The following is a 25,636-nucleotide window of genomic DNA, read 5'->3' as shown; positions in this document are numbered from 1 at the left end:
AAAATGTTTTTAATTAATCATAAAAAAAGCCGAACCCGAAGGTTCGACTTTTTTGAATTTTGGTGGAGATGGCGGGAGTTGAACCCGCGTCCGCCAGCACTACGCTCGAGAATACTACATGCTTAGATATCGTCTATTGATTTAGCTCTTTGTGACCCGACGAACAGGGTACAAATCGCGATCCTTTAAGATTTAGTATAAGACCCCAAGGCTTGATCTTATACGGACTTGTGTGCGTTCGCTTCAGTCGGGACCCCTAACCACAAGTATTCAGGGATGCGGACAAGCTGCCCTTAGGCAGCTAGAGCGTAAGTTTCGTCGTTTGCGACTAAAATATGCAAATTTGATTTACGAGAGAAAATGCGCTCTCGACATGCATCTATGAGTTTCATCACCAGCGTCGAAGCCAGAAACATCCCCAAAGTAGCGTCATCATAGCATAACTGCAAAAAATTGCGATGCAATTTCGAAACAATTACACATTGATCTGCGCTTAATTACATAATTGCGTTAATATTTTATTTTTCAAGACCGCAAAAGAAAAATATATGAGCTATTTATTGGCACTCGATCAAGGAACGACTTCAAGTCGTGCGATCATTTTTAACGAACATGGACAAGTTCAAGCTACAGCTCAACGGGAAACCCACATTCAAACCCCACATTCGGGCTGGGTGGAGCAAGATGCTCAAGAAATTTGGAGTACCCAAATTGCCGTCGTGCAACAAGCACTCGCTTCTGCTCGTATCCTTGCCAAAGACATCAAAGCCATTGGACTGACCAATCAGCGTGAGACCACTGTGGTTTGGGATAAACGCACAGGTCAACCACTTGCTCCTGCAATTGTTTGGCAAGACCGCCGTGCAACCGAGTGGTGTGGGCAACTAACTCAACAAAACCTCAATGACCTCATTCACAAAAAGACCGGTTTACGTATCGACCCCTATTTTAGTGCTGGGAAATTGGTCTGGTTATTAGAACACACTCAAGGTCTACGTGAACTCGCTGAGCAAGGTCATGTGGCTTTCGGCACAATTGATAGTTGGTTGGTGTGGAATCTGACGCAAGGTGCAGAGCATGTGATTGAAGCCAGCAACGCCTCACGAACCATGCTAATGAACTTGCAGCAACAAGCTTGGGATGAAGAACTCTTAGAATTATTTGATATTCCCCTTTCGGTCCTTCCTAAAATCATCAGTTCAGATGAATATATTGCAGATACCGCTACAGGTTTACTTGGCGCAAACATTCCCATTACCGGCATTTTAGGTGATCAACAATCTGCGCTATTTGGTCAATCTTGTTTTGAAGCCGGTACAGCCAAAAATACCTACGGTACAGGCTGTTTCATGTTGTTTAATACCGGCACTGAAGTTCAATATAGTCAAAATAAACTACTCTCGACATTGGCGTGGAAAGCACAAAACCAAACCCATTATGCACTCGAAGGCAGTGTCTTTATGGCGGGTGCCATTGTGCAATGGCTAAGAGACGGTTTAGGGATTATTCAAAAAAGCAGTGATGTTGAAAAACTCGCGTGCCAAGTGGAACATACCGATGGCGTGGTTTTGGTTCCAGCCTTTACTGGGCTAGGTGCTCCGCATTGGGATAGTGATGCCCGCGCCCTCCTCTGTGGAATGTCACGTGGTACAAATAAATCCCACATAGCTCGTGCCGCCTTAGAGGCCATTGCCTTTCAAGTGTCGGATGTATTGACTGCCATGCAGTCAGACCTGTCTAGTCCACTTAAAGAACTCCGGGTCGATGGCGGTGCCAGTAGCAATGATATGCTGATGCAATTTCAGGCCGATATCTTAAATGTGCCTGTACTGCGTCCTAAACTTTTAGAATCAACTGCATGGGGCGCTGCCGCAATGGCCGGACTCAAAGCGGGTGTGTTTTCAAATCTTGATGAAATTGCTGCATCATGGCAATTAGAACGTGCTTTTGAACCAAAAATGAATGCTGATCAACGTGAATTTCATTTGGCTCAGTGGCAGTCTGCACTCAAACGGGCGCGCTCGGACCTTTGATTTTTTTCAATCAACACCGTATGCAATAAAAAACCGCTCGAATGAGCGGTTTTTTTATGCTTGATGTTATTTAGTGTGCATGACCACCACCCACACCTGCTTTAGGTCGTGGACAGAGCCAAATGATCAATGCAGCGAATATAAATATACCCGCCAGTACTAAAAACACATGATTGGCTGAAAGCGTTAAGGCTTCTTTATCCACCAAACTGGAGATATATCCCAAAGCAGCTTCTGAACTCATTCCATGATTCACCAAGGTATTTTGTACCTCAGTAGCATGTAAATTACTGACCATTTCACTGCGTGCGACTTTGGTTTGATCATCCCAAATGGTAACAGCAATCGATGCGCCAATAGCCCCAGCCATGGTTCTTAAGAAGTTCATCAAACCTGCCGCAGATGCCATGTCTTGTGGCAGTACCGATGCCAAGGCCATATTGGACAAAGGAATAAAGAAAAATGGAACGGCAAAACCTTGTAATATTTGCGGTAAAGCCAAAGCCATAAAGTCTGCATCCGTGGTCCAAAAGGCGCGCATAAGAGTTACACCGCCCAAGATACTTAAACCAAAACTCGCTAAAGCACGTTGATCGTATTTGGTTGCAAGCTTCGCAACAATTGGCGACATGGTCAGACTACCGACGCCCATCGTTGCAGTGAGATAGCCTGCCCACGTTGCGGTATAGCCCAAGTTGATCTGTAACCACTGCGGAATCAGGACAATACTGCCAAAAAAGGCACCAAAACCAAAGGCCAAAGCCAAGACCGAAATGGTAAAACTTCTGTACTTAAACAGCAGTATATTTACCACCGGATGCCGTTCAGTCAGCTCCCAAATCGTAAAAACGATCAGCCCAACAAATGCCGTCAGTGCCAGCACCACGATAAATGGATGATTAAACCAATCTCGTTCATGGCCCAAGTCCAACATCAATTGCAAGGCACCGATCCATAACACCAACAGCAGCAAGCCACCGCGGTCTATTTTCAATTTCTGTGTTGGAGTTTCAGCCGTTTTCAGTAAGCGCATCGCTGCGATTGCACAACCTATTCCGACAGGAATATTGATAAAGAAAATCCAATGCCAAGATAAATTATCACTGATCGTACCACCCAAAATTGGACCTAAAATAGGACCAACGACGGTAGTCATCGCCCACATCCCCATGGCTTGGGATTGCTTTTCAGGAGGGAAAATGCGCATTAACAACGTTTGGCTCAGTGGCATAATCGGACCACCAAACAAACCTTGTCCAATTCGGCAAAACACCAACATTTCCAAACTGGTCGATAAACCACACAGTATCGAAAATACAGTAAAGCCAAACAGGCTGATCACAAAAACCCGTACAGAACCAAAGCGCCCAGCGAGCCAACCGGTCAATGGCACACAAATCGCCTCGGCCACAGCATAAGAGGTAATGACCCATGTCCCTTGGGATGCCGATACTGCAAGGCTACCAGTAATATGCGGCACAGATACATTGGCAATGGTCATGTCGAGCACAACCATAAAGTTCGCCAATGCCAAGACCAAGGCAGCGAGAATCAGACGACCACCTTTCAGGTCAGTCATTTGTATTTGCTGATTCATAGGCAATTACTTCGATTTCAGATCAATCGTCGCTTCCATAGACAGCCCCACACGGAGTGGATGTTCTGCCAACTCTTTTGGATCCAAACGAATCCTCACAGGTAAACGCTGAACCACTTTAATCCAGTTTCCTGTGGCATTTTGTGCCGGAATCAAGGCAAATGCTGAGCCTGTGCCACCAGAAAAACCAGTCACTGTGCCATTAAATTTAACTTTATCGCCATACAGATCAGACGTCAGTTCAACTTTTTGACCCGCTTGTACCCCTGCCAATTGACTTTCTTTAAAGTTAGCATCGACATATAACTGAGAGACTGGAACTACCATCATTAATGACGTTCCCGGTGCAATGCGTTGCCCAACTTGAATATTGCGACGTGTCACCACACCATCAAAGGGTGCTTTGATTTGTGTACGTTCTAAGTCCAACTGGGCTTGTTGTAAACGTGCTTGCGCAACTAAAACATCTGGGGTTGAGTTTTCATTGCTGTCTTGAATTAATGCATCATTCGCCGCTTTATTACTTTGTGCCGCTTTTTGACTAGATTTGGCTTGAGCGAGTCCTGCTTGAGCCACATCAAAACTGGCTTTAGCCGTATTCACAGCACTTTGCGCTGTGCTTAATTCTTCTTTAGAAATCGCACCTGAAGCTGCCAATTGTTGACGACGTTGTAATTCATCTTGAGCTTTATTCAGATCGGCTTGTGCCTTGGCGACTTGTGCGCTTGCACTTTGAATTGCATCATCACTTACAAAAATTTGTGAGTTTAAAGAACTACTATTCGCCGCAGTTTGTTTGTATTGGCGTTTCGCCTTGAGCAATTCAGCCTGTGCCTGAGCTAAGGCAATTTCAGCATCGCGAGCATCAATACGGACGAGCACATCGCCTTTTTTTACTTGCTGCGTATCACTCACCAAAACCTCTGCCACTTGCCCCGTGACCATTGAGGTAATCGACGCTGTTTCTGCACCGACATAAGCATTATCGGTACTGACGGAATGATTTAGAAATATTGACCAAATCAAATACATCACCAAAGCAATCACGATCAATACAGCCACTATACCAAGGCTTTTTTTTCTGCGTGCTTTTAGTTCCTGATCGGTGGGCTGCTCTGTAGATGGAGTTTCTGGCAGGTTACTAACGGTATCTGTCATAGATTTGTCCTAAATCTAGCAGACTTGGTCATGGCATCATGAGCTTTGCAAAGCATGTCGACTTTGCTGTCAGATAATGGTGTCGTGAGAAAGTCTATCTTCTTCAATTTTCCGGCATTTTAAAGCTAAAAAATCATATTCTGAGAATAGAAAATGTAACTCGTCAGTCTTTTTTTCGTTGGCAACAGGATAAAATCATGCCCTGCGGCCAATACTGGACTTTATTTTTTCATCATTTTGAATGTGTTAACTTAAAAATGGCTTAATAAGCATACGATGCAATCGCTGTTGCAATCGCTTTACCTTCATCATTAACCATGGTCATACGCATGGTGCAACCCTTACGACCTAAACGTAAGGTTTCAGCTCGTGCAACGAAATACTGTCCACGTCCCGGCGCCAAATAATCCACACGCATATCGACTGTAGCTAAGCGAGACACCTTTTTGCTGGTTTCAGCCATATCTTCCACAGACGCTTTTTTATATAGCTCTGCCATCGCAGAAATACCACCGATACTGTCGAGTAGAGTTGCCGCGACGCCACCATGTAAAATTTGGAATGCGACATTTCCAATTAGAATACTGGCCATGTCGACACGTGCTTCGATCTGACCATCAATCACCGTCATTTTCATTGCATTGTGTACAAAAAATGGGGAGCTGTTAAATGCTTGAGCAATGTTATTTAATAAAGTATCGATTTCAATCTTCGAGTTTAGGTCAATATTACCGGTCCAACTCTTATTTACATCTGTCATAGCCTACTCGAATCGCTGTCATTGAATAAAAAAATAATACGGGGTGCGCCAAACCCTCATTATGCGTCTACAATAGTCAAAGTTTAATACTGATCAATGAGATTGTTATGACCTATACGTTCAATCGTCCAGCTTTTCCTGCTACCCGCATGCGTCGCATTCGTAAAAATGACCAGCTTCGTGCCATGGTGCGTGAAACTCAACTGACGACTGATCATCTCATTTATCCAGTATTTGTGTTGCCAGGCCAGCAACAAACTCAAGACATTCCAAGCATGCCAAACGTACAGCGTCTATCTGCTGACTTGTTACTAAGAAAGGCAGAACGTTTACTCGAATTGGGTGTTTCAAAATTAGCTTTGTTCCCAGTTACACCACAGGAAGATAAAAGCTTAACGGCTGAAGCAGCTTGGCATGAAGATGGCTTAGTCCAAAGCACCATCCGCTTATTAAAAAAAGAACTACCAGAAATGGTTCTCATCACTGATGGTGCTCTCGACCCATACACCACACATGGTCAAGACGGTATCATTGATGATACCGGCTATGTACTGAATGATGAAACCGTTGAATGCTTAATTAAACAAGCGCTCAGCCATGCCGAAGCGGGTGCAGATGTGGTTGCACCAAGTGACATGATGGATGGTCGTATCGGTGCAATTCGCCAAGCCCTTGAAGCCAATGGCCATATCTATACCAACATCATGGCTTATTCTGCAAAATATGCGTCTAGCTTTTACGGGCCATTCCGTGATGCGGTAGGTTCTTCAAGCAACCTCAAAGGTGGCAATAAATATAACTATCAAATGGACATCGGTAACCGTGCAGAAGCTTTACATGAAATCGCACTGGATATCCAAGAAGGCGCCGACATGGTGATTGTAAAACCGGGTATGCCGTATTTAGATATCGTCCGTGAAGTCAAAGATAATTTCGGTGTTCCAACATTTGTCTATCAAGTGAGTGGCGAATACGCCATGTTGGCAGGTGCCATTCAAAATGGTTGGCTGTCTGAAAACGTGATTATCGAATCGCTTATGAGCTGCCGCCGTGCAGGTGCAGATGGGATCTGGACTTACTTTGCTGAAGATGCAGCACTCATGTTGAAAGACATGAAATAACCTGCAAAGCCTTCCTGAAATGGTAACGTTCAGGAAGGCTTTTTTTATATCTGTAAAATTTAAAAAACAGTCTTGGAAGAAAAACTTCGGCGTTGCTGAAGTTAAGATCAAACTCATACATTCATCGGTTAAAAGAACATGAATATTGCCATTATTGGGGCGGGTATTAGTGGTTTACTCAGCGCATTAGAACTGGTTGAACGCGGTTGTACGGTGACGATTTTCGACCAACAACGCACAGGTTCTGCCGCATCATGGGCTGGTGGTGGCATCCTCTCCCCGATGTATCCTTGGCGATATCCCAATGAAGTCAATGCGCTCGCACGTTATGGCAAGCAGAGCTACCAAAAATGGAATGAAAAATTAAAACCTATGACTGGGATTGATTTTGAAATTCATGAAACTGGCATGTTGATTTTTGATGAAGATGATTTTGAAATTGGCTTAGATTATTCCCGTTTGCACCAAGACCCAATGCAACACGCTGATTATTTACAATCCGATCAAATTGAGCAGATTAATCCTCACATTTCAGCACGCTTTGCACATGGAATTTATTTTTCGCAATTAGCCAACATCCGTAATCCACGACTTTTGCAGTCATTAACGGCTTATTTACAGCAGCATCCCAAAGTTCAGATTTATGAACATTGTCTGATCCACCAATTAAACCGTACGGACAATCGTATCCAGTCCATCACCACCGCAGATGGTACACAACATACAGCAGATCAATTCGTTATTGCCACGGGCGCTTGGTCAGCCGCGTGGAGTGAACAACTGGACATTGAGATACCCGTACAACCCGTACAGGGACAAATGCTTCTCTTTAAAACCCCGCAGAACTGGTTGCCGACCATGTGCATGAATAAAGTCATGTACTTGATTCCACGCCAAGACGGTCATGTGGTTTGCGGCTCAAGTATGCGCCAATGTGGCTTTGATACTCAGACCACAGATGCAACCTTGCAGCATATTCAAAAATCCTGCTTTGACATGGTACCAGAGCTTGCCAACTTTCCGATTGTGAAATCTTGGGCTGGCCTGCGTCCATCTTCCCCTGAAGGGATTCCGTATATTGGGCAGATGCCAAATTTCGACAATCTATGGGCAAACTTTGGGCATTTTAGAAATGGTTTATGCATGGGACCTGCTTCAGCTCAGTTATTGGCTGAACTGATGACTGGGGAAACACCTTCATTCAATGCAGACCACTATAGTCCGACTCGCCTGTTTCAAGATGCATTATTAAGTGTCGAATAATGGTCAATCCGTCAAATTCAACTAAGCCAATAAATCCTGCAAGGCTTCTTTTAACGTCGGAAATTTAAACTCAAAGCCTTGCTGTAATAATGCGGCTGGCTGAACCAATTGACCATTTAAAATTAATTGCGATTGCTCACCCAATAAAATTTTAAAGATAGTTGCAGGCACATTGAGCCACGGCTTTTTGGCTAATTGACGTGCTGCAATCTGCGCAAACTGAGCCTGCGTCGTTTTTTCAGGCGCAACCAAATTGAAAATATGCGGATCGATTGGCGTGGGTTCAAGCAATGCATGTTTTTTCTTTGCTTGTTTCATTAAAAACAGCATACTTCGGATCACATCTTGTATATGTATCCACACAAAAGGCTGCCGACCGGAACCTATTTTGTTGACCAAATTGAGCTGAATCGGTCGCAGCATTTGCGGTAAGATTCCGCCACCTTCAGCCAAGACCACACCTAGTCGTGTGATAATGGTATTTTGTTCAGGAAATTGGCGTGTGACTTGCTCCCAACTTTGGCATAGCTCTGACATAAAAATGGCTTGTGGTGCAGCATTTTCATCGCACACCTTTGTCCATTGTTCTTCAATATCAATACCATAATAGCCAACAGCCGAACCTGAAATAATGCATTTCGGAAAAATTTTACGTTTTCGTAAATATTGATACAGCGCTTCCGTGGTTTTGACTCGACTTTCTAATAATTGCTGTTTACGCGTCTCTGTCCAGCGCCCTTTGCCGATACTTTCACCTGCAAGATTAATCACATAATCAATTCTGTCATGAGGAATTTGATCGAGCTGCTGTACCCAAGTTAAATGTGGTGATTTAGAAATACGCCCAGCCTTACGACTGAGCCCAATCACTTTATAATCCGCAGCTAAAAGTGCCTTGATGAGATGTGTGCCAATAAAACCGCTGCCACCCGTCAGCAGTACTGTGGGCTGATGCATAATTTGTTCTTATCTATATGAAATAATACTGTTATCTATAGAACAAGATCACCAGATGATCAAGCTTTATGCGCCAAACTTTTGAGAAGCCATCCGCTGTGCTTGCGGACCATAAAACCAATAGGTGATTAAATACAAAGGGATAGCCATCAGTAATAACATGATCACCATTAAACTCATAAACTGAGGATGTTGAACATAGAGCATTAAATTTTGCCAAATTTCAGGATCTTTTCTTGAAAAAATTGCGATACCCAAAAGTACAAAACCAAAATTATATAACCAAAAAATCAGGCTAAAACCTAGGGTAAATTTTTTACGTTCTGCCTGTGTCGGTGCTCTCTGATTTTTATTTAAAAACCGAAATAACACCACGATCATGGCAATCAGATAGGGTACGACCGTTAAAATACCACCCACACCCTGTGGCAATAATGCTGCGATCACACCGCAAATACAGGTCATGATTAAACAAATGAAAAAAAACAAGAAAAAATAACGTGTTAAAGACACCATGACCCTAACCCAAGAAGAAGTTGACACCTAGTATAAAAAAAAATGCATTTTTTTTCATTTTCATGTCAACCAATCTGTAATCAGCTACGTTATATAGGGTACAAGGTCTGTAGCAACCGATGATTTGGACGGCATCCACAATGTTTCGGTGACCTTTTTAAAAGCAATAAGTTTCATTTTGAATTTAAGTATGAACAGCAGCCATCACTTAAATTTAAAATCGATTTTTTGACCGACGATTTCATCATCACTCGAATCGTCGGTCTTTTATTTTGTGCCTTATGTATTCAGCATTTAATTTTTATATTCTACACCAAAAAAAATCAGCCGATAAAATATCGACTGACTAAAAACTTGCTGCAACTTTAAAATAAGTCACAACAGCAAAGCCATGTTATGCAGCACAATAGCGATTACGCCCCTGTCTTTTCGCTACATAAAGGTTTTTATCGACCTGATCCAAAAATTGCATTCGATTATCTAGATCTGATGGAATAATGGTTTTTACCCCCATGCTGAGTGTGACGAGTTCAGACACCGCTGAAGCTTTATGCGGTAATCGTGCAGCACGCACGGCCTCCATAATTCTATCGGCCATCACTGCTGCTGCTGCCTCATTGGTTTCTGGTAAAATCCAAGCAAATTCCTCACCACCAAAACGCGCGACTAAATCACGAGGTCGTGTACAACAAGATTCCAAACTTTTCGCAATTTGACGCAGACATGTATCCCCAATCACATGACCATTCAAGTCGTTGTATTGTTTAAAATAATCCAAATCGATCAGAATTAAACTCAGTGGCTTTTGTGTGCGTATCGCGTTCAACCATTCGCGTTGATAAAAGTCATCAAACAAACGTCGATTGGCAATACCGGTTAAGCCATCTTTATATGAATATTCTTCGAGCTGACGTTGCAATTTTTGTAACTGTTCTTCTTGTTTTTTACGTTCGGAAATATCAAACATAAATCCTACGAGGCAATCTACATCACCATTTGGTTTACGCACGACATGCACAACATCACGTATCCAAAGATATGAACCATCCTCTTTAAGTGCGCGATAATCTGCCTCATGATCTATACCAGCCATCGACTGCGAAACACAATAATTCAGCACAAAATCACGGTCTTCCTCATGCATACGTGATGCCCAGTCCTGAACGGTGCGCCAAGTATTTTGCTTCCAACCGAGCAACTTTTCAATTTGCGGTCCAATATAGCTGAATGTTTTACTGTCCCAATCAATACACCAAGGAATGGCTAATGTAGACTCTAATAAAGTCTTATACACCATACTATTTGCAAGTTTTTCTTCATCAAAAGGATTATTTGGCATGTTGCATCTCCTGCTACCCCAAATGCAGGTAATACACCTGCTGTACAACAATTGATCTATATACAGGATTAGAACAACATTTTATATTCCTAGTTCTTGGTATTTTTTAGCCTAATTTCAAATCTCTGCTATTTGAAATGTGCAATCCATCAAACAAAGAGTAATAACAATGAACCAGCTCTGCTATTTTGAAATTCAAAGCTCCGATCCAAAGCGTGAAGTTGCCTTTTATTCTGCGGTTTTCGGTTGGTCATTTATCCCAGTTGAAGGGCTACCGATTCAATACTTCCGTATTGAAACTCAAGGCATTCATGGTGGCCTCTTAGAGCGCCCTGCTCAGACTCCACCAACGCACTGCGGCACCAATGCATTTACCTGTAGTTTTGAAGTTGAAGATTTCGACCATATCGCTGAGAAAATTTTGGCGCAGGGTGGTCAAATTGCCATGGAAAAATTTGCGATTCCTGGTCAATGTTGGCAAGGCTATTTCTTAGACCCAGACCACAATACCTTTGGCCTCGTACAAGTCGATTCAAATGCACAGTAACAGCTTAGATTGATGACCTTGTAACTGTCGAGAACGACTTAGTTTGACGTATGAATGATTAATCACCCTCGAAAATGTGAACATCTGTGATACTTTAGACCCCAATCAATTTTTTTGATTTTTGGGGGCTTGCATGACTGTTCGTTTTTTTCATACTTCAGATTGGCATTTAGGACAATTCTTCTATAACCACTCACGTGACTACGAACACGAACAGTTTCTTCATTGGTTACTCGAACAAATAGAACAAAAGCAGCCGCATGCCCTGCTGATAGCTGGCGATATTTTTGATGTCATCAACCCAGCTTCCAAAGCGCAAAAACAGCTCTATCAATTTTTAGCCGATGCGCATGTGCGTGCCCCGCACATGCAAACCCTGATGATCGCAGGCAATCATGACTCAGGTTACCGTATTGAACAAGTTGAGCCATTATTAGAAAAATACCATGCCAAAGCTGTTGGCGTGGTCCATAAAAATACTGAAGGTCAGCTCGATTTAGACCGATTACTCGTGCCTATTTATGATGAACACAAAAATATTGTGGCATGGTGTCTAACCTTACCTTTTTTACGGGCTGCCGAGATCACCGGATTCAATGATCAAACCACCAATAGCCAAAACGCTATTACCTATGTGCATCAGCAATTAATTGCGGAAGCCAAAGCACGTAAAACTTCAGATCAAGCCTTAATTTTAATGTCACATGCCCACATGCAAGGCGGTGAAACGTCGGACTCAGAGCGCCCGATTATTATTGGCAATGAAGAAGCGCTTTCGACTGCCCTATTTGATGATGTAATTGACTATGTCGCACTTGGGCATTTGCATAAACCGCAAAAAGTTGGACAAGCCCATATCCGTTATAGCGGCTCACCGATTCCCCTGTCATTTAGTGAAATTAATTATAAGCACCAAGTGCTTGAGATCAGTATTGATCCAACTCAAACAGATGAATCACGCTTTCAAATGGGGTCCTTAGCAATTCCGCGCAGTGTGCAATTGCATCGCATCAAAGGCACAATTCCAGAAGTTTTGGCACAATTATCTGCTTTGGCGAGCGGTGAAATTGAAGATATTGATCAGCGTGAATATGTCGAAATTGAATACCATACCGACACCCCGCCTGCACCTAATTTAAGACAGCAGTTTGAAGAGGCTTTAGCGCCGAACCGTTATCGGTTGGTGCGCATCAGCCGCCGTTATTTAAACTCAGATCAAAATAATCAGCAACAAGCCGCAATCAACCTTGATCCACCTACGCCTGAAAAATTATTCCAAAACCTTTGGGAAAAACAAGGCTATGGTGCTGATGACACCGTAATGAAAGATTTTTTAAGTTTGGTCGATGAAGCACAAAAATCACTTGAAGATGATGTGAACGCTTAAGGAATTGCCATGAAAATTTTATCTATACGTATTAAAAACTTGGCATCTTTAGCGGGTGAACATTTTATTGATTTTGAATCTGAGCCTTTAGCCAGTGCAGGCTTAGTAGCAATTATTGGCAAAACTGGTGCAGGTAAATCAACCATTTTAGATGCCATGTGTTTGGCGCTGTTTAATCGTGTGCCACGTTTAAAAGACAGCGATGGTAAACTGATCGATATCGATGGTTCAGAGTTGCCAACCAACTCACCGCAAACCGTATTACGCCGTGGCACAGGTCAAGGCTTTGCCGAGCTCAGCTTTGTTGCCCAAGACCAAAAAGTCTATTCAGCGCGTTGGGAAATTAAACGTGCCCGTGAAAACCCAAATGGCAAATTGCAAAGCGTACAGCGTTCACTGAAATGCTTAACGGATGGCAGTGTCGTTGCAGATAAAACTAAAGCGGTTGAGAGCCAAATTTTACGCATTACTCAACTCAGTTTTGAGCAATTTACTCGTGCTGTTTTACTGGCTCAGTCAGAAGTGACCGCTTTTTTAAAAGCGCGTGATAATGAACGTGGCGAGCTATTGGAATATCTGACCAATTCCAGTATTTTCGGAAAAATTGGTCAATTGGCCTTTGAAAAAACTAAACAAATTGCCAATCAGCGTAAAGAGCTGGAAAATGTTTTAGGACATATTGAAATATTGTCTGATGAAGATCTAATAACAACCACGAATCAATTCAATACGGTTTCTACAGAATATAAAAAGCTGGAAATAGAAAAATCAGCGTTCGAAAAAAATCAACAGTGGTATGAACAAAAGCAAAAATACGAAACTGATGTGCAAGCACGTCAGCAACAACTACAAAATCAGCAACAACAACTTGATGCACTTGCGCCTGAAAAGCTACAACTGCAACAACTTGAACGCTTTTCATCTATACGCCCAAGTGTAATTCAACAAAAAAATATCAAGCTTGAAATTGCACAATTACAGCCGCAATTGACACATGCACAACAGCATTTTTCAGAGATTGAACAACAATTCAATGCTGAAAAAACCATCTTTGAAAAAATAGATACAGAACAAAAACAACAGCATCAATTTGAGATTCAACATCAAGACAAAATTAAACTGGTGCGTGACCGGATTGCTGAACGTCTTGTATTGGTAGATCAATTACGCAAAGCGCAAGGTGATTTTAAAGAGATTGAAAACCAACTTGTTCCGCATATCAACAATGAAAAACAGATGAAGGAACAGCTTGAGCAACTGCAAACCAATATTGCTCAACACACGGCACAGCTAGAAAGTTCAAATCACTTTGCCTCACTCGATGATGCACTTTCAGCGCATATCACACAGACTCAACGATTTATTCAAAGTTATGCACAATTTGAAAAAAATTATGGCAATGTGCAACAAGCCAATACACAATTACAGACACAACAAAAACAACTTGAAAAATTAACGCAAACAGTTGGGCAAGAAGATGCGCTCAATCAGAAAATTTCATCACTACGTTACGAACGTGACCAGCTTTTACAAAAATTAAATCAGCTCAATGTTGTTCAGCAACAATGGCAAAGCTTCCAAAATATTGATGCTGAAAACAACAATCTCATGACGGTGAAACGTACACTAGCTCAGCAAATTAAACAAAGTCATACGCAGCTAAAAACGGCCGAACTTACCTATCAAACGCAGAAAAATGAGCGTGAAAAACTGCAACACATGTTGCAACAACAGCGCTTACTGAATACGGAAAATATTGAAAAATTGCGTGCAGATTTGGTCGATGGCGAAGCGTGTTTAGTCTGTGGAAGTACCCATCATCCTTATTCAGAAAAAGAAGCTTTTTCTGATGAATTACTGAAACTACAAACGCAACAAGAACAACAAGCACTTGCATTGGAAAAAGTGGCTTTCGAAGCTTGGCAAAAATTACAAACCACCTCCACTCAGCAAACCGCGTTAATGGATGCCAATGCGCAACAGCTAGCGACCTTAAAAATACAACTTGATCAGGCAAAAAATGCGCTTCAACAACAATTAAATATTCTAAATATTTCTTTTGATTTTTCACATCAGCATGAAGCCTTGGCGCAACTGATTCAGACAAGAATCAATGAATCACAACAAGCGCAAAAACAAACTGAAGATGCCTTAATTTCACATGAAAATGCTCAAAAACAAAGTCATGCACTCATAACTTCAATTCAACAAACCACACAGCACTTATCCAGTGTGCAACAAGCTGAAATCAATATTCAGCATATTCTCATTGTGTTGAATGACGTAGAAAAAAAATTATGGGAACAGTCGACTTTAAGCGCGGCTGAACAGATTTATCACACACTACAACAACGTCAAAATTACTTAAAGCAACGCCACGAGTTAAATACTCAATATAATCAAACTTCACAACAGCTTGAGCACTATCAGCAACAAATTAAATTTAGTCAGGAAAAAATTCAAACGGCTCAAAATCTAATTGAAAATTTAACAATTGAGGGCAAAAAAAATAGTGATATTGCGATTCAAACTATTTTTGAGATGACCCAAACACAAGTTGAAAAACCACATGATTGGTTAAATGATTTTGACCAAAACAGACAACTGTTACAGACGAGATTCAATCAGGCTCGTCAAACATTCGATCAAGTACGTCAAGCCTTTGAAACAAGTCAAAGTCGCTTAAAAGAATACCTCACCCAGCAAACACAATTAGTCACTCAAATGAGGCATGTTGAAAATACGCTTCAACAATGGATGAGCCAAAATTCAGAATTTAGTGAAACGCTGTTAGCGCAACTTAGTGCAATTTCATATGAACAAGAACAGCAGCTTAAACAGCGTGTTTTAAATGCAGAACGTGCCTATTCAGATGCTCAAGCAGGTATTCAGGCTATTCAAGAAACGTTGAAACAGCATTTAAAAACACAGCCTGAAATACAAATTTTACAAATCGAGCGTGTCATTGCACTAAATCTTAAAGCCCTTGCAGAACAGCAAGAACTTAGAGATCAACTTAAAAGTAAGTTAGATGTTCATTTTTCTAACCTCAGCAAACAAAAACAATTTGCCGATCAGATTCAACAGATCCAATCTGAAGAACATCGTTGGAATAAAATTTCGAGTTTAATGGGCGATGCAACGGGCAAGAAGTTCCGTGATTTGGCGCAGCAATATAACCTTGATATTTTAATCGAGTATGCTAACCAGCAATTGGCGATACTTTCACAGCGCTATACCTTAAAGCGCCTTGAAAATTCCTTAAGTCTAGCCATTATCGATCATGACATGGATGGCGAAACTCGCTCTGTCTCTTCGCTTTCAGGTGGTGAGTCGTTCTTAACAGCACTCGCTTTATCCTTAGCCATTGCGAGCATGGCATCAGGTACAACAAAAATTGAAAGCCTATTTATTGACGAAGGATTTGGTACGCTAGACGCTTCAAGTCTGCACATGGTGATGAATGCTCTGGATCAGCTACAAAACCAAGGGCGTAAAGTCGTGCTAATTTCTCACATTCAAGAAATGCACGAACGAATCCCTGTGCAAATTCAAGTCAATCCTGTCGGAGCAGGTGCAAGCACCATCCAAATCGTATCTTAAAAAAAGCCTGCTTAAAGCAGGCTTTATAATTTTTGATTCTCTAGATCATTACGTCCCGAGTGGACGTAGCGTTAAAATCTGTTCACTACGCCCAAATGGGCCATGGACATCATGCAATACAGAACTACTCAAACCAACACCATCCGCTCCATACTGCTGCACGGTTTCCAGACCTAACCACTGTCCCTGTGGTAAACGGTGCAAATGGATTTGTAGATCCAGATTTGGAAAGCCCCAGCCAAATGGCCAATCCTGACGCGGAACAATACCATTGGCGGTATCAACCATGCCCATTAAACGGACAAAATCAGCAGTCGGCTCACCTTCAACCATGTCATGCTGTGTTCTCAGCCACACAATGCCTTGACCTGCACGGCGCCCATGGCTTCTTGCTTCAATCGACTGAATATATCCCCCCGGCCACTGACGGATACCGTCCCAAATCGGCGCAGTTTCTGGCCCAGTCACATCAGCATCCTCCAAACCTTTCACGGACTGGCTATTTTGCGTCATCATGCGCCAAGTGCGTGCCACAATGCAGGTTTTGCCCTGAGCCCGCATTTCAGATTCAATCAGTTCAATGGTTTTTCCCGGACGAATCACTTGCGTGATTATTTCAAACTCGCCAGCAGGAATTAAGCCCAAAATATCGAGGCTAATGCGCCCGATACGCATATCATGACGTGGTGAAAAACGGTCTAATTCAGCACAAATAATGCCTGTAGCTGGTGCCATGTGTTGCTCATGTGCATTCCATGCACCTTGTGCTAAATTGGTCGAATGGTAATGTGCCGTGACACAGCCTTGCGCATCTACGTCGCGTTGAATCAACTGATAATATGCCGTCATGAACTTCCCTATTTGTCCAAGTGTGAATTACTTCAATATCAAAAACATCCTGATTATTTTGTACTCAACTTTAATGGAAAGTTCAAATTAAAAGGCTCACTTTGAACCCATAGGTTTCATCTATTGTGAAAATTTATCTGCTGTGCTTACACTTTATAAGCCTAGTTTTTGAAAGCAGGCTGAATCTTCTGTCCTATTTTGAATAATCACGTGCGCCAAACAATGCTGTCCCCACGCGAACCATCGTTGAACCCGCAGCAATCGCATCAGTCATATCGCCTGACATCCCCATACTTAATGTATCCCAATCTTCAGGTTTCGCATGCTGTGCTTTGACGTGTTCAAAGAGCATTTTGGCATCAGCAAACGCTTGCGGATTGTTTGGAGCAGGAATCACCATCAGTCCACGTAAGCGTAAATTCGGTAGCGTAGAAATCTGTGCGACCAAACCTGCTACTTCATTCGGCTGACAGCCATCCTTCGTATCTTGCGCATCAATATTGACTTGTAGGCAAATATTCAAAGGTGCTTGCGTCGCTTCTCGCTGGCTTGATAAACGCTCCGCAATAATCAAACGGTCTACCCCATGCACCCAAGCAAAGTTTGAAGCCAAATGTTTGGTTTTATTGCGCTGTACATGACCAATAAAATGCCAATCAATCTCTAAATCTGCCAAAGCCTCAATTTTTTCAAGCGCTTCTTGCAGATAATTTTCACCAAATGAGCGTTGCCCCGTTGTATACATTTCTCTTAGCATTTCAGCAGGATGCGTCTTAGATACAGCCAACAATTCAACCGACTGCTGTGGTCGACCCGCAAGTTGGCAAGCCTGCTCAATTTGCTGCAAGACTTGATTTCGTGCTTCTTGAAGTTTATTCATTGACGGGGTTCTCATTTCATTCATCTTTTTTTGCATTGCCCTGCAACTAAGTGTTGGTTAAGCTGTGGGAAAGCCTTATTATTCTATCAAAATAATTAAGATTTAATTTTTATCTCGGGGATTTTATGGACATTACAGAACTATTGGCCTTTGCTGCCAAAAATAACGCTTCGGATTTACATTTATCTTCTGGTATGCCACCAATGATTCGTGTGGATGGTGAAGTTCGTCGTATCAACCTTCCTGCTCTTGAACACAAAGAAGTGCACAAATTGGTTTACGACATCATGAACGATAAACAGCGTCGTGATTACGAAGAAAAATTAGAAACTGACTTTTCATTTGAAGTACCTGGTGTGGCTCGTTTCCGTGTAAACGCATTTAACCAAAACCGTGGTGCTGGTGCCGTATTCCGTACCATTCCTTCAAAAGTACTAACCATTGAAGATCTTGGCATGGGCCAAATCTTCAAAGATATTTGTGAATATCCACGTGGCATCGTATTGGTGACCGGTCCAACAGGTTCGGGTAAATCAACCACGCTTGCTGCGATGGTCGATTACATTAACGACAACCGTTATGACCATATTTTAACGGTCGAAGACCCGATCGAATTTGTACACGAATCAAAAAAATGCTTGGTCAACCAACGTGAAGTACACCGTGATACGCACGGCTTTAACGAAGCACTTCGTTCCGCACTGCGTGAAGACCCGGATATTATCTTAGTCGGTGAGATGCGTGACCTTGAAACCATTCGTTTGGCGCTGACAGCTGCTGAAACCGGTCACTTGGTCTTCGGTACACTCCATACAACCTCTGCCGCAAAAACCATTGACCGTGTGATTGACGTATTCCCTGCTGAAGAAAAAGATATGGTTCGTGCCATGTTATCCGAATCACTTCAAGCCGTAATTTCACAAACCCTACTCAAGAAAAATGGCGGTGGTCGTGTGGCTGCCCATGAAATTATGATTGGTATTCCTGCGATCCGTAACTTGATTCGTGAAAACAAAGTTGCGCAAATGTATTCAGCGATTCAAACGGGTGCCAACTACGGTATGACCACACTCGATCAAAGCCTAAAAAATCTTGTCGCAAAAGGCATTATTAGTACGCAGACTGCACGGACTGCAGCGAAGCAACCCGAATCTTTCTTGTAATTTTTTTATTTTTTGGGGCGATCGTTATGGATTTTAACGGCTTACTTGATTATATGGTGGAGAAAAAAGCATCGGATTTGTTTATTACAGCCGATGTTGAACCCTCGATTAAGATCAATGGGCAAATTTTGCCAATTGGCTCGACTAAGTTACCGGGCCCGACTGTCGGTCAAATCTTACATTCGATTATGTCTGACAAACAGCGTAAGGAATTTGCCGATACGCGCGAATGTAACTTTGCCATTAGTAATACCAGTAAATCTGCTCGTTTTCGTGTCAGCGCCTTTCAACAACGTGACCAGCCAGGTATGGTTCTGCGTCGTATCGAAACCGTTATTCCAACGATGGATGAGTTGAAATTACCGCCGATTTTAAAAGAATTAGCGATGACCAAGCGTGGCATTATCATTTTCGTAGGTGCAACGGGTACAGGTAAATCAACCTCTTTGGCATCTTTGATTGGCTATCGTAATGAAAATAGCAAAGGTCATATCATTACAATTGAAGACCCGATTGAATTTGTACACCAACACCGAGGCTGTATCATTACCCAACGTGAAGTGGGTATTGATACCGACTCTTTCGAAGTTGCCTTAAAGAATACGCTACGTCAGGCACCTGACGTGATTCTGATTGGTGAGATTCGTTCACGTGAAACCATGGACTATGCGATTGCCTTTGCTGAAACGGGTCACTTGGTTTTTGCTACTCTGCATGCCAACAACGCCAACCAGGCCATCGACCGTATCATTCACTTCTTTGAAGCGGATCGTCATAGTCAGCTGTTCATGGACTTGTCTTTGAATTTAAAAGCAATGGTTGCGCAGCAGTTGATTCCAACTATTGATGGTAATTCACGTCGTGCAGCCATTGAGATTTTGATCAACTCACCTTTAATTTCAGATTTAATCCGTAAGGGTGAAGTGCATGAAATTAAAGACCTGATGAAGCGTTCTCGTGAACTGGGTATGCAAACCTTTGACCAAGCTTTATATGATCTATATATAGCCAAGCAAATTAGCTATAAAGATGCGCTCAAACATGCCGATTCACCGAACGACCTGCGTCTACAAATTAAATTGTCTGAAGAAGGCGGCGAGCATTTACTGCGTGCAAATTCAAATATTACCTTTGATGGTCAACATTAATTCTGCATGATGCTTTCGGAAATAAAAAAACAGACTTCATATGAAGTCTGTTTTTTTATTTATTCTCATCCGCATTGGATTATTTTTTACGATACGCTTCTTGGCATTCAGGCGCATCACAATAGCCATAAAGATTTAATGAGTGACCTGTAAGTTGGAAACCAAATTTTTCTGCCACTTGATGTTGCTCATGCTCAATCACATCATTAGTAAATTCCACCACTTTATTGCAGTTTTGACACACAATATGGTCATGGTGATCTTCTTGCATAATCTCAAAAACAGAATGATTGTTTTCAAAATGATGGCGTTGAATAATACCTGCAGCTTCAAACTGTGTTAACACGCGATACACAGTTGCTAAACCCACATCTTCACCCTGTTCAAGTAAAGTCTTATAAATATCTTCTGCGCTTAAGTGATGTTGTCTTGAATTTTCAAGCAATTCCAATATTTTAATTCGTGGAAGTGTAACTTTAAGTCCAGCTTTACGTAAATCTTGATTTGAAATAGGCATGAAAAAAGGTCTCTCAACAAAATTAAAGTTGGAATATGCAACAAAGTGTAGATGCAGTATGATCTATCCTTGGATCAAATGCATCATAATTAATTTGGGATAGTTTAGCAAAATGCAAAAAATCATGCTGACGTTATTCGTCACTTCATTGCTCGTAGGCTGTTCAACCTTGGGCGTTTATAAAGTTGATATTCCACAAGGTACACCTTTAACTCAAGCACAAGCGGCTAAAATTCAAGTGGGAATGAGCCACCAACAAGTTCGCTTTTTGCTAGGTAGTCCAACTGTTGCCGATCCAATGAATCCGTTACGTTGGGACTACATTTATAAGTATACCCCAGGAACATATGCTAAAAAAGCCAAGATTCCTGCTGCACATGGTCAACACTTAAAAATCTTCTTTGACCAAAACGGTATCGTTCAAAAAATTGAAGGCTTAGAAACCATTCCAGAGTCTCAACCTGGCTTACCAGGTTCTAAAGAAGCGATTTTAACTGCGCCACCACTATAGTCGCTTTCAGATAAAAATAAACCCCTAAATTTAGGGGTTTTTTTTATAAGTACAATTGTTTGAAACGATTGCCTCGACAATAACGGCCAACGGGATTTTTCTTGGCGCGATTACGACGAATATCTTTCGGATTAATGGTTAATGCACGATAGATTTCGACACGATCACCTGCTTCAAGTAACTGAGATGAATCGCTTACACGCGCCCCGAAGATTCCTAGTGTTAATTCTTCGGGTAAATCCACTTGTTTTCGAATGCCACTTTGCACAATAGCATCTTCAACCGTCATACCGGGATTAAAGCTCAGCGGAATTAATATCTGCTGTTCCACGCTCGCATAAGCGACCCATACTTGTAACTGAGCTGTCATTAGAATAACTGCCCAATCACAGCCACCAATGCCAATATTATTGACAAGGGCACTACGATACGTACGGCAATACGCCAAATATTATAAAAGGTTTCATGACTGAAGTTCATTGACTTACGTAGATGACTAATCTTCATAATCCAACCTGCGAAAATCGCATAAATCAGACAAATAATTAAGCCCCAAATCAACAAGGCAATATTAAATACTGGAACAACAGTGCTCAGTGCCCATACAAAAACCGCAACCAATAAAATCGCCCATTGCACCACTACGGCCAATTGGCGTTGTTGTAATTGTTCACGTGCCATCTGAATCAGTAATGCTGCAGCAGCGACTAAACCCACAACCAATGCTAAAGCAGGTACTTGTGCTTTTGCTGCGAAAAAAGCAAAGGCAACCACTGCCAAGAGTTGAGCAATCCAAATTGGAAATACCGTTTTGCTTGCAATCTCTTGTTGCTTCACGGCTGGCAAACTTGACTGCCAGTATAAGCCCATCCCCAAACCACTTGCTACGAGCGCCAAGACAGTTGCATTGCCCCACTCACTAAATTCGAGTGTAGTCATTTTCCATTCTGGCAATGCCGTTCCCATAACATTCGCCAAGACCACTGCAGCAATCACACCTATAGTGGTCAAGATCACTAAAAATTGGCGTGGTACAAATGATAATGCAAATGCAATCACTGCAAGGACAGCTAAAATAACGCTATAAGCAAAACCATTGGCTGTAAAAGTTGCCACATATTGCGAAGCGGCTGAAAGCATGGCACCTGCTAGAAATGGAATAAATACTACGGCAAGCCACCCCACCAAACGCCATTTTGGCGAAGCATCTGCATCACGTGTCAGCGAAGACAGCGCTTGGACTGCTGTGGTTTTTGAACGTTTTGCTAACGCAATCTCCAAATAACATAGCGGTAAAGCTAAAATAAGCATTGTACCTAGCCACAACAGCCAGAAATCTAGCTGACGTTCAATTTGAATACCTGTTACCGGTGCTAAAGTTGCAATAATGATAAAAGATAAACAGAACGCCATCAGTGGCGATAACCATTTCGACATCGCATTGTCCTGCATGACAAATTCCTTTGAAAATTCTAGCGCTATTTTGCCTTGCCGTGCCTTGAAAATCAAAAACAAAAAGCAAACCACCTTAAAGGTGATTTGCTGCGCAAATGATATTATAAGAATTTAATTGTTTTTATTTCATTTTTGGGCTTATGAAAAGAAACGAGCAAACCAATTTTTGCCTTTTTTCTTTTCTTTTTCTTTGATGATACCCATCATATTTTCTTTAACCGCACCGACATAATCAGCATCATCGTGCTGAATATGGTTAATCAGCCATTTTGAAAGCACTTCATGTAATTCATTTTCAATCGCATGCCCCATTTCAAAACGGTCGCGGTAAGATTCAATTTTTTTAATAAATAAATCATGTACGCGTTTATGTGGCACACGATATTTATACCCCGCTTCTTCTTGTAAAGATTCTTCGAAGGTAAAATGTGATTGCGTGTAATCAATAATGTTTTCCAGAATTTGTTTTACACGATCACGATCTGTATTTGCGTCAATGCCATCAATTTCATTGATGTAGTCAAGAATCCGTTTGTGTTGATCGTCAATCACATCGATACCAGTATTGTATTCTGGAACCCATTTCATTTTCATTACGACCACCTATAAATATGAAGGACTTATCACGTAAATTTCATCATATAATTAAAGAACTTAAATAAAAATGAAGTAAAAAGGTTGGTTTTAATTGAAATACTGCCATTTATATTGTAATCAATTGTTTTTATTATGTTAATTTATTTAATCCCGAGTATAAAGCTAAGATATTTTTTAATCAATTCAATATCTTAGAAAACACCCTTAATTCAATAAAGTGTAAGATATTCATTTTTATAATGAATATCTTTCATTCAAAATTAATACTGATCTGCACGTGTGACACGTTTTAAAGATGGGTCCAGCCGCTCACGTTCTAAACGTTCAACAACCGTCTTTGCAGCACGTATTGGACGGCCATGTTGAAATAAAATCATTTCACCCGGCTCAAATGCTGTCCAAACTTCGTTTTGCGTTAGGGGTTCAGTGGTAATCACGGCAACACGGTCTTCAGGCGTGGTGACTTCACTAAAATCGACTTCAACATCAATATCAATCAACTGTGCAGGTTGAAATGGGAACTCTCGAACCAACCAATGCAGCTTGGTAATCGCATAACTAAATAGCGCCTGCCCATTCGACAAACAAAAATTAAAGGTGCCATGTTCTGCAATTTTCGGAGAGATTTCTAATAACAGGTCAAACACCTGATCAAGTGTAGGTTCGGTATAACCAAAACGTTTCACCATTTGCTCAAGCAAATAGCAAAAGGCCAATTCACTGTCGGTATTGCCGACGGGGCTGAAGCGCCCCGTGAGCTCAGGCTGAAAGCCATGTAGGTCGCCATTATGTGCAAAAATCCACTGTCTGCCCCACAATTCACGACTAAATGGATGTGAGTTTTCAAGATTAATTTTGCCTTGTGTCGCTTTACGAATGTGTGCAATCACATTGCGAGATTTAATCGGGTAGTTTCGGATCAGCTCAGCAATCGGAGACTCTACAGCAGATTGATTGTCGACAAATAAACGACATGCTTTATCTTCAAAAAAAGCGATACCAAAGCCATCACAATGATCTGAGGTAATTCCTGCTCGCTGCGAAAATCCCCGAAACGAAAAAGTAATATCGGTAGGAGTCGCACAATTCATTCCGAGCAGCTGGCACATATCGATCATTTCAGCAGTAAATCTATGATTTCTCTATTGTGCATGACAGTTTTAGTTGTTGTAAATCTAAAATCGGCGCCATTGTAAGAGTTTTTATAATCCAACAGGGCAAATACATTATTTGATCTTTTCAAATCTCACTTAGCCAACTGATAAATAATAAAAAAGCCTCAAAAGAGGCTTTTTTATATCAAAAAATGCTAAGTATCTTAAGCTTTTTTCACATTGGTTCGATTGGTGATTAAAGTCCCCACACCATGATCTGTAAAGATTTCAAGTAATGTTGCATGAGGTACACGACCATCAACGATATGCGCGCTGATTACGCCGCCTTTGACTGCATCTAATGCACAGCCAACTTTCGGAATCATGCCGCCATAGATCACGCCAGTTTCAATCAAACGATCGACTTCTTGGGTGGTTAACCCAGTCAGCAGATTTTTATTTTCGTCTAAAACACCCGTGATATTGGTCAATAAAATTAGCTTTTCCGCACCCAATGCTTCCGCCACTTTACCTGCAACCAAGTCAGCATTGATGTTATAGGTATTGCCGTCTTCGTCTACACCTAATGGTGCAATCACAGGAATAAAATCGCTTTGGGTAAACATTTCAAGTACGTCAGTTTTCACACCAACCACTTCGCCAACTAGACCTAAATCAATCTGTTTTACTGAACCATCTTCGGCAGTTTTTTCCATCAATAATTTTTGCGCACGGATCAAATTACCATCTTTACCGGTTAAACCAATTGCACGGCCACCGTGTTTATTGATTAAGTTCACAATCGATTTGTTCACGCTGCCGCCCAAGACCATCTCGACAACTTCCATCGTTGCAGGATCAGTCACGCGCATACCGTCGATACGATCAGACTCACGGCCTAATTGTTTGAGGAATGAATCCACTTGTGGACCACCGCCATGTACCACAATCGGATTTAGACCAACCGTTTTCAGCAATACGATATCACGTGCAAATGAACTCTCAAGCTCAGGATCGGTCATGGCATTACCACCATACTTCACTACCAGCGTCTTACCCGCAAAACGTTGAATATACGGCAAAGCTTCCGTCAGGATTTGTGCTTTGTCGATGCCAGTATGTTGATGTGGCATTTGCCTCT

The 25,636-nt window shown here is 41.8% G+C and carries 23 protein-coding genes and 1 other RNA gene; 9 read left to right on the top strand and 15 right to left on the bottom strand.

Going from position 1 to position 25,636, the window contains the following annotated elements; translation table 11 throughout:
* Positions 1–60: 60 nt before the first annotated feature.
* Positions 61–420: a transfer-messenger RNA gene (gene ssrA / locus FTU12_RS10755) on the bottom strand.
* A gap of 128 nt (positions 421–548) precedes the next feature.
* Here ssrA and glpK point away from each other — a divergent pair.
* Positions 549–2,033 (top strand): glycerol kinase GlpK, encoded by a 1,485-nt coding sequence (gene glpK / locus FTU12_RS10750; protein WP_180022282.1) that lies wholly within the window; start codon positions 549–551, stop codon positions 2,031–2,033.
* 70 nt (positions 2,034–2,103) lie between these two features.
* Here glpK and FTU12_RS10745 read toward each other — a convergent pair whose 3' ends face one another.
* From FTU12_RS10745 to FTU12_RS10735, 3 genes are all read right to left on the bottom strand, one after another.
* The gene (locus tag FTU12_RS10745; RefSeq protein WP_180114339.1) at positions 2,104–3,630 is read right to left on the bottom strand and encodes a DHA2 family efflux MFS transporter permease subunit; all 1,527 of its coding nucleotides are present in this window, start codon (positions 3,628–3,630) and stop codon (positions 2,104–2,106) included.
* A gap of 6 nt (positions 3,631–3,636) precedes the next feature.
* Positions 3,637–4,788 (bottom strand): efflux RND transporter periplasmic adaptor subunit, encoded by a 1,152-nt coding sequence (locus FTU12_RS10740; protein WP_180114338.1) that lies wholly within the window; start codon positions 4,786–4,788, stop codon positions 3,637–3,639.
* Between the two features lie 262 nt (positions 4,789–5,050).
* Entirely contained in the window at positions 5,051–5,548 is a 498-nt protein-coding gene (locus FTU12_RS10735) for a thioesterase family protein (RefSeq protein ID WP_180114337.1), read from the bottom strand.
* A gap of 107 nt (positions 5,549–5,655) precedes the next feature.
* On the opposite strand from FTU12_RS10735, the gene hemB reads away from it, so the two are divergent.
* Together hemB and thiO are read left to right on the top strand one after the other, a co-directional pair.
* Positions 5,656–6,669 carry a porphobilinogen synthase gene (hemB, locus tag FTU12_RS10730; RefSeq protein ID WP_111885258.1) on the top strand — a complete coding sequence of 338 codons (1,014 nt, stop codon included), beginning with the start codon at positions 5,656–5,658 and terminating at the stop codon, positions 6,667–6,669.
* A gap of 138 nt (positions 6,670–6,807) precedes the next feature.
* Positions 6,808–7,932: a glycine oxidase ThiO gene (thiO, locus tag FTU12_RS10725; protein WP_180114336.1), complete on the top strand. Its 1,125-nt coding sequence runs from the start codon at positions 6,808–6,810 to the stop codon at positions 7,930–7,932.
* Between the two features lie 21 nt (positions 7,933–7,953).
* Here the strand turns inward: thiO and FTU12_RS10720 are convergent, their stop codons facing one another.
* The 3 genes from FTU12_RS10720 to FTU12_RS10710 all read right to left on the bottom strand — a co-directional run bounded on the left by FTU12_RS10720 (position 7,954) and on the right by FTU12_RS10710 (position 10,744).
* Positions 7,954–8,889: a TIGR01777 family oxidoreductase gene (locus FTU12_RS10720; RefSeq protein WP_180114335.1), complete on the bottom strand. Its 936-nt coding sequence runs from the start codon at positions 8,887–8,889 to the stop codon at positions 7,954–7,956.
* 66 nt (positions 8,890–8,955) lie between these two features.
* A complete protein-coding gene (locus FTU12_RS10715; RefSeq protein ID WP_168379056.1) occupies positions 8,956–9,405 on the bottom strand; it encodes an ABZJ_00895 family protein in 450 nt (149 codons plus the stop codon).
* A gap of 394 nt (positions 9,406–9,799) precedes the next feature.
* Positions 9,800–10,744: a GGDEF domain-containing protein gene (locus tag FTU12_RS10710; protein ID WP_180004261.1), complete on the bottom strand. Its 945-nt coding sequence runs from the start codon at positions 10,742–10,744 to the stop codon at positions 9,800–9,802.
* 169 nt (positions 10,745–10,913) lie between these two features.
* Between FTU12_RS10710 and FTU12_RS10705 the strand changes: the two genes are divergently transcribed.
* From FTU12_RS10705 to FTU12_RS10695, 3 genes are all read left to right on the top strand, one after another.
* Positions 10,914–11,291, top strand: coding sequence for a VOC family protein (locus FTU12_RS10705; protein WP_180004259.1), 378 nt, complete (start codon positions 10,914–10,916; stop codon positions 11,289–11,291).
* 133 nt (positions 11,292–11,424) lie between these two features.
* Complete coding sequence (locus FTU12_RS10700; RefSeq protein ID WP_373683580.1) at positions 11,425–12,678, top strand: exonuclease SbcCD subunit D C-terminal domain-containing protein; 1,254 nt, start codon at positions 11,425–11,427, stop codon at positions 12,676–12,678.
* Positions 12,679–12,687: 9 nt separating this feature from the next.
* Positions 12,688–16,281, top strand: coding sequence for an AAA family ATPase (locus FTU12_RS10695; protein ID WP_180114334.1), 3,594 nt, complete (start codon positions 12,688–12,690; stop codon positions 16,279–16,281).
* 48 nt (positions 16,282–16,329) lie between these two features.
* Here the strand turns inward: FTU12_RS10695 and FTU12_RS10690 are convergent, their stop codons facing one another.
* Positions 16,330–17,130, bottom strand: coding sequence for a thioesterase family protein (locus FTU12_RS10690; RefSeq protein ID WP_078193098.1), 801 nt, complete (start codon positions 17,128–17,130; stop codon positions 16,330–16,332).
* A gap of 193 nt (positions 17,131–17,323) precedes the next feature.
* Entirely contained in the window at positions 17,324–18,010 is a 687-nt protein-coding gene (locus FTU12_RS10685) for a YggS family pyridoxal phosphate-dependent enzyme (protein WP_180108020.1), read from the bottom strand.
* 125 nt (positions 18,011–18,135) lie between these two features.
* Here FTU12_RS10685 and FTU12_RS10680 point away from each other — a divergent pair, with 125 nt between their 5' ends.
* Positions 18,136–19,173 carry a type IV pilus twitching motility protein PilT gene (locus FTU12_RS10680; RefSeq protein WP_078190026.1) on the top strand — a complete coding sequence of 346 codons (1,038 nt, stop codon included), beginning with the start codon at positions 18,136–18,138 and terminating at the stop codon, positions 19,171–19,173.
* Between the two features lie 26 nt (positions 19,174–19,199).
* Positions 19,200–20,321, top strand: coding sequence for a PilT/PilU family type 4a pilus ATPase (locus FTU12_RS10675; RefSeq protein WP_180114333.1), 1,122 nt, complete (start codon positions 19,200–19,202; stop codon positions 20,319–20,321).
* A 79-nt stretch (positions 20,322–20,400) separates the two neighbouring features.
* On the opposite strand, the gene fur is transcribed toward FTU12_RS10675, so the two are convergent.
* Positions 20,401–20,838 carry a ferric iron uptake transcriptional regulator gene (gene fur, locus FTU12_RS10670; RefSeq protein WP_078193101.1) on the bottom strand — a complete coding sequence of 146 codons (438 nt, stop codon included), beginning with the start codon at positions 20,836–20,838 and terminating at the stop codon, positions 20,401–20,403.
* 112 nt (positions 20,839–20,950) lie between these two features.
* Here fur and FTU12_RS10665 point away from each other — a divergent pair, with 112 nt between their 5' ends.
* On the top strand, positions 20,951–21,349 hold the full coding sequence (locus FTU12_RS10665) for an outer membrane protein assembly factor BamE (RefSeq protein WP_078193102.1): 399 nt from the start codon (positions 20,951–20,953) through the stop codon (positions 21,347–21,349).
* Between the two features lie 43 nt (positions 21,350–21,392).
* On the opposite strand, the gene FTU12_RS10660 is transcribed toward FTU12_RS10665, so the two are convergent.
* The 5 genes from FTU12_RS10660 to argB form a co-directional block, all read right to left on the bottom strand.
* Entirely contained in the window at positions 21,393–21,719 is a 327-nt protein-coding gene (locus FTU12_RS10660; RefSeq protein WP_111885267.1) for an RnfH family protein, read from the bottom strand.
* Positions 21,719–22,801 carry a hypothetical protein gene (locus FTU12_RS10655; RefSeq protein WP_180114332.1) on the bottom strand — a complete coding sequence of 361 codons (1,083 nt, stop codon included), beginning with the start codon at positions 22,799–22,801 and terminating at the stop codon, positions 21,719–21,721. Before FTU12_RS10655 ends, FTU12_RS10660 begins: the two co-directional genes overlap by 1 nt.
* Positions 22,802–22,942: 141 nt before the next feature.
* Positions 22,943–23,398 carry a bacteriohemerythrin gene (locus FTU12_RS10650; protein WP_078190032.1) on the bottom strand — a complete coding sequence of 152 codons (456 nt, stop codon included), beginning with the start codon at positions 23,396–23,398 and terminating at the stop codon, positions 22,943–22,945.
* A 263-nt stretch (positions 23,399–23,661) separates the two neighbouring features.
* Positions 23,662–24,510, bottom strand: a complete 849-nt coding sequence (locus tag FTU12_RS10645; protein ID WP_111885279.1) for a class II glutamine amidotransferase — start codon at positions 24,508–24,510, stop codon at positions 23,662–23,664.
* A gap of 209 nt (positions 24,511–24,719) precedes the next feature.
* Positions 24,720–25,628: an acetylglutamate kinase gene (gene argB / locus FTU12_RS10640; protein WP_078190033.1), complete on the bottom strand. Its 909-nt coding sequence runs from the start codon at positions 25,626–25,628 to the stop codon at positions 24,720–24,722.
* Positions 25,629–25,636: the final 8 nt, after the last annotated feature.

It is taken from the genome of Acinetobacter sp. YH12063 (assembly GCF_013419715.1).
Classification (GTDB): domain Bacteria; phylum Pseudomonadota; class Gammaproteobacteria; order Pseudomonadales; family Moraxellaceae; genus Acinetobacter; species Acinetobacter amyesii.
The sequence above is the reverse complement of the archived record's forward strand: the minus strand, read 5'-3'. Positions and strand labels throughout refer to the sequence as shown.

Bases quoted from the DNA above. Each gene is read 5' to 3' on its own strand.
- FTU12_RS10685 (WP_180108020.1), bottom strand. From the start codon at position 18,010: ATGAATAAACTTCAAGAAGCACGAAATCAAGTCTTGCAGCAAATTGAG.
- FTU12_RS10745 (WP_180114339.1), bottom strand. From the start codon at position 3,630: ATGAATCAGCAAATACAAATGACTGACCTGAAAGGTGGTCGTCTGATT.
- FTU12_RS10690 (WP_078193098.1), bottom strand. From the start codon at position 17,130: ATGACGGCATATTATCAGTTGATTCAACGCGACGTAGATGCGCAAGGC.
- FTU12_RS10700 (WP_373683580.1), top strand. From the start codon at position 11,425: ATGACTGTTCGTTTTTTTCATACTTCAGATTGGCATTTAGGACAATTC.
- argB (WP_078190033.1), bottom strand. From the start codon at position 25,628: ATGCCACATCAACATACTGGCATCGACAAAGCACAAATCCTGACGGAA.
- hemB (WP_111885258.1), top strand. From the start codon at position 5,656: ATGACCTATACGTTCAATCGTCCAGCTTTTCCTGCTACCCGCATGCGT.
- FTU12_RS10675 (WP_180114333.1), top strand. From the start codon at position 19,200: ATGGATTTTAACGGCTTACTTGATTATATGGTGGAGAAAAAAGCATCG.
- FTU12_RS10645 (WP_111885279.1), bottom strand. From the start codon at position 24,510: ATGTGCCAGCTGCTCGGAATGAATTGTGCGACTCCTACCGATATTACT.
- FTU12_RS10740 (WP_180114338.1), bottom strand. From the start codon at position 4,788: ATGACAGATACCGTTAGTAACCTGCCAGAAACTCCATCTACAGAGCAG.
- FTU12_RS10655 (WP_180114332.1), bottom strand. From the start codon at position 22,801: ATGCAGGACAATGCGATGTCGAAATGGTTATCGCCACTGATGGCGTTC.
- FTU12_RS10650 (WP_078190032.1), bottom strand. From the start codon at position 23,398: ATGAAAATGAAATGGGTTCCAGAATACAATACTGGTATCGATGTGATT.
- FTU12_RS10695 (WP_180114334.1), top strand. From the start codon at position 12,688: ATGAAAATTTTATCTATACGTATTAAAAACTTGGCATCTTTAGCGGGT.
- glpK (WP_180022282.1), top strand. From the start codon at position 549: ATGAGCTATTTATTGGCACTCGATCAAGGAACGACTTCAAGTCGTGCG.
- FTU12_RS10710 (WP_180004261.1), bottom strand. From the start codon at position 10,744: ATGCCAAATAATCCTTTTGATGAAGAAAAACTTGCAAATAGTATGGTG.
- FTU12_RS10705 (WP_180004259.1), top strand. From the start codon at position 10,914: ATGAACCAGCTCTGCTATTTTGAAATTCAAAGCTCCGATCCAAAGCGT.
- fur (WP_078193101.1), bottom strand. From the start codon at position 20,838: ATGCCTATTTCAAATCAAGATTTACGTAAAGCTGGACTTAAAGTTACA.
- FTU12_RS10720 (WP_180114335.1), bottom strand. From the start codon at position 8,889: ATGCATCAGCCCACAGTACTGCTGACGGGTGGCAGCGGTTTTATTGGC.
- thiO (WP_180114336.1), top strand. From the start codon at position 6,808: ATGAATATTGCCATTATTGGGGCGGGTATTAGTGGTTTACTCAGCGCA.
- FTU12_RS10715 (WP_168379056.1), bottom strand. From the start codon at position 9,405: ATGGTGTCTTTAACACGTTATTTTTTCTTGTTTTTTTTCATTTGTTTA.
- FTU12_RS10665 (WP_078193102.1), top strand. From the start codon at position 20,951: ATGCAAAAAATCATGCTGACGTTATTCGTCACTTCATTGCTCGTAGGC.
- FTU12_RS10735 (WP_180114337.1), bottom strand. From the start codon at position 5,548: ATGACAGATGTAAATAAGAGTTGGACCGGTAATATTGACCTAAACTCG.
- FTU12_RS10680 (WP_078190026.1), top strand. From the start codon at position 18,136: ATGGACATTACAGAACTATTGGCCTTTGCTGCCAAAAATAACGCTTCG.
- FTU12_RS10660 (WP_111885267.1), bottom strand. From the start codon at position 21,719: ATGACAGCTCAGTTACAAGTATGGGTCGCTTATGCGAGCGTGGAACAG.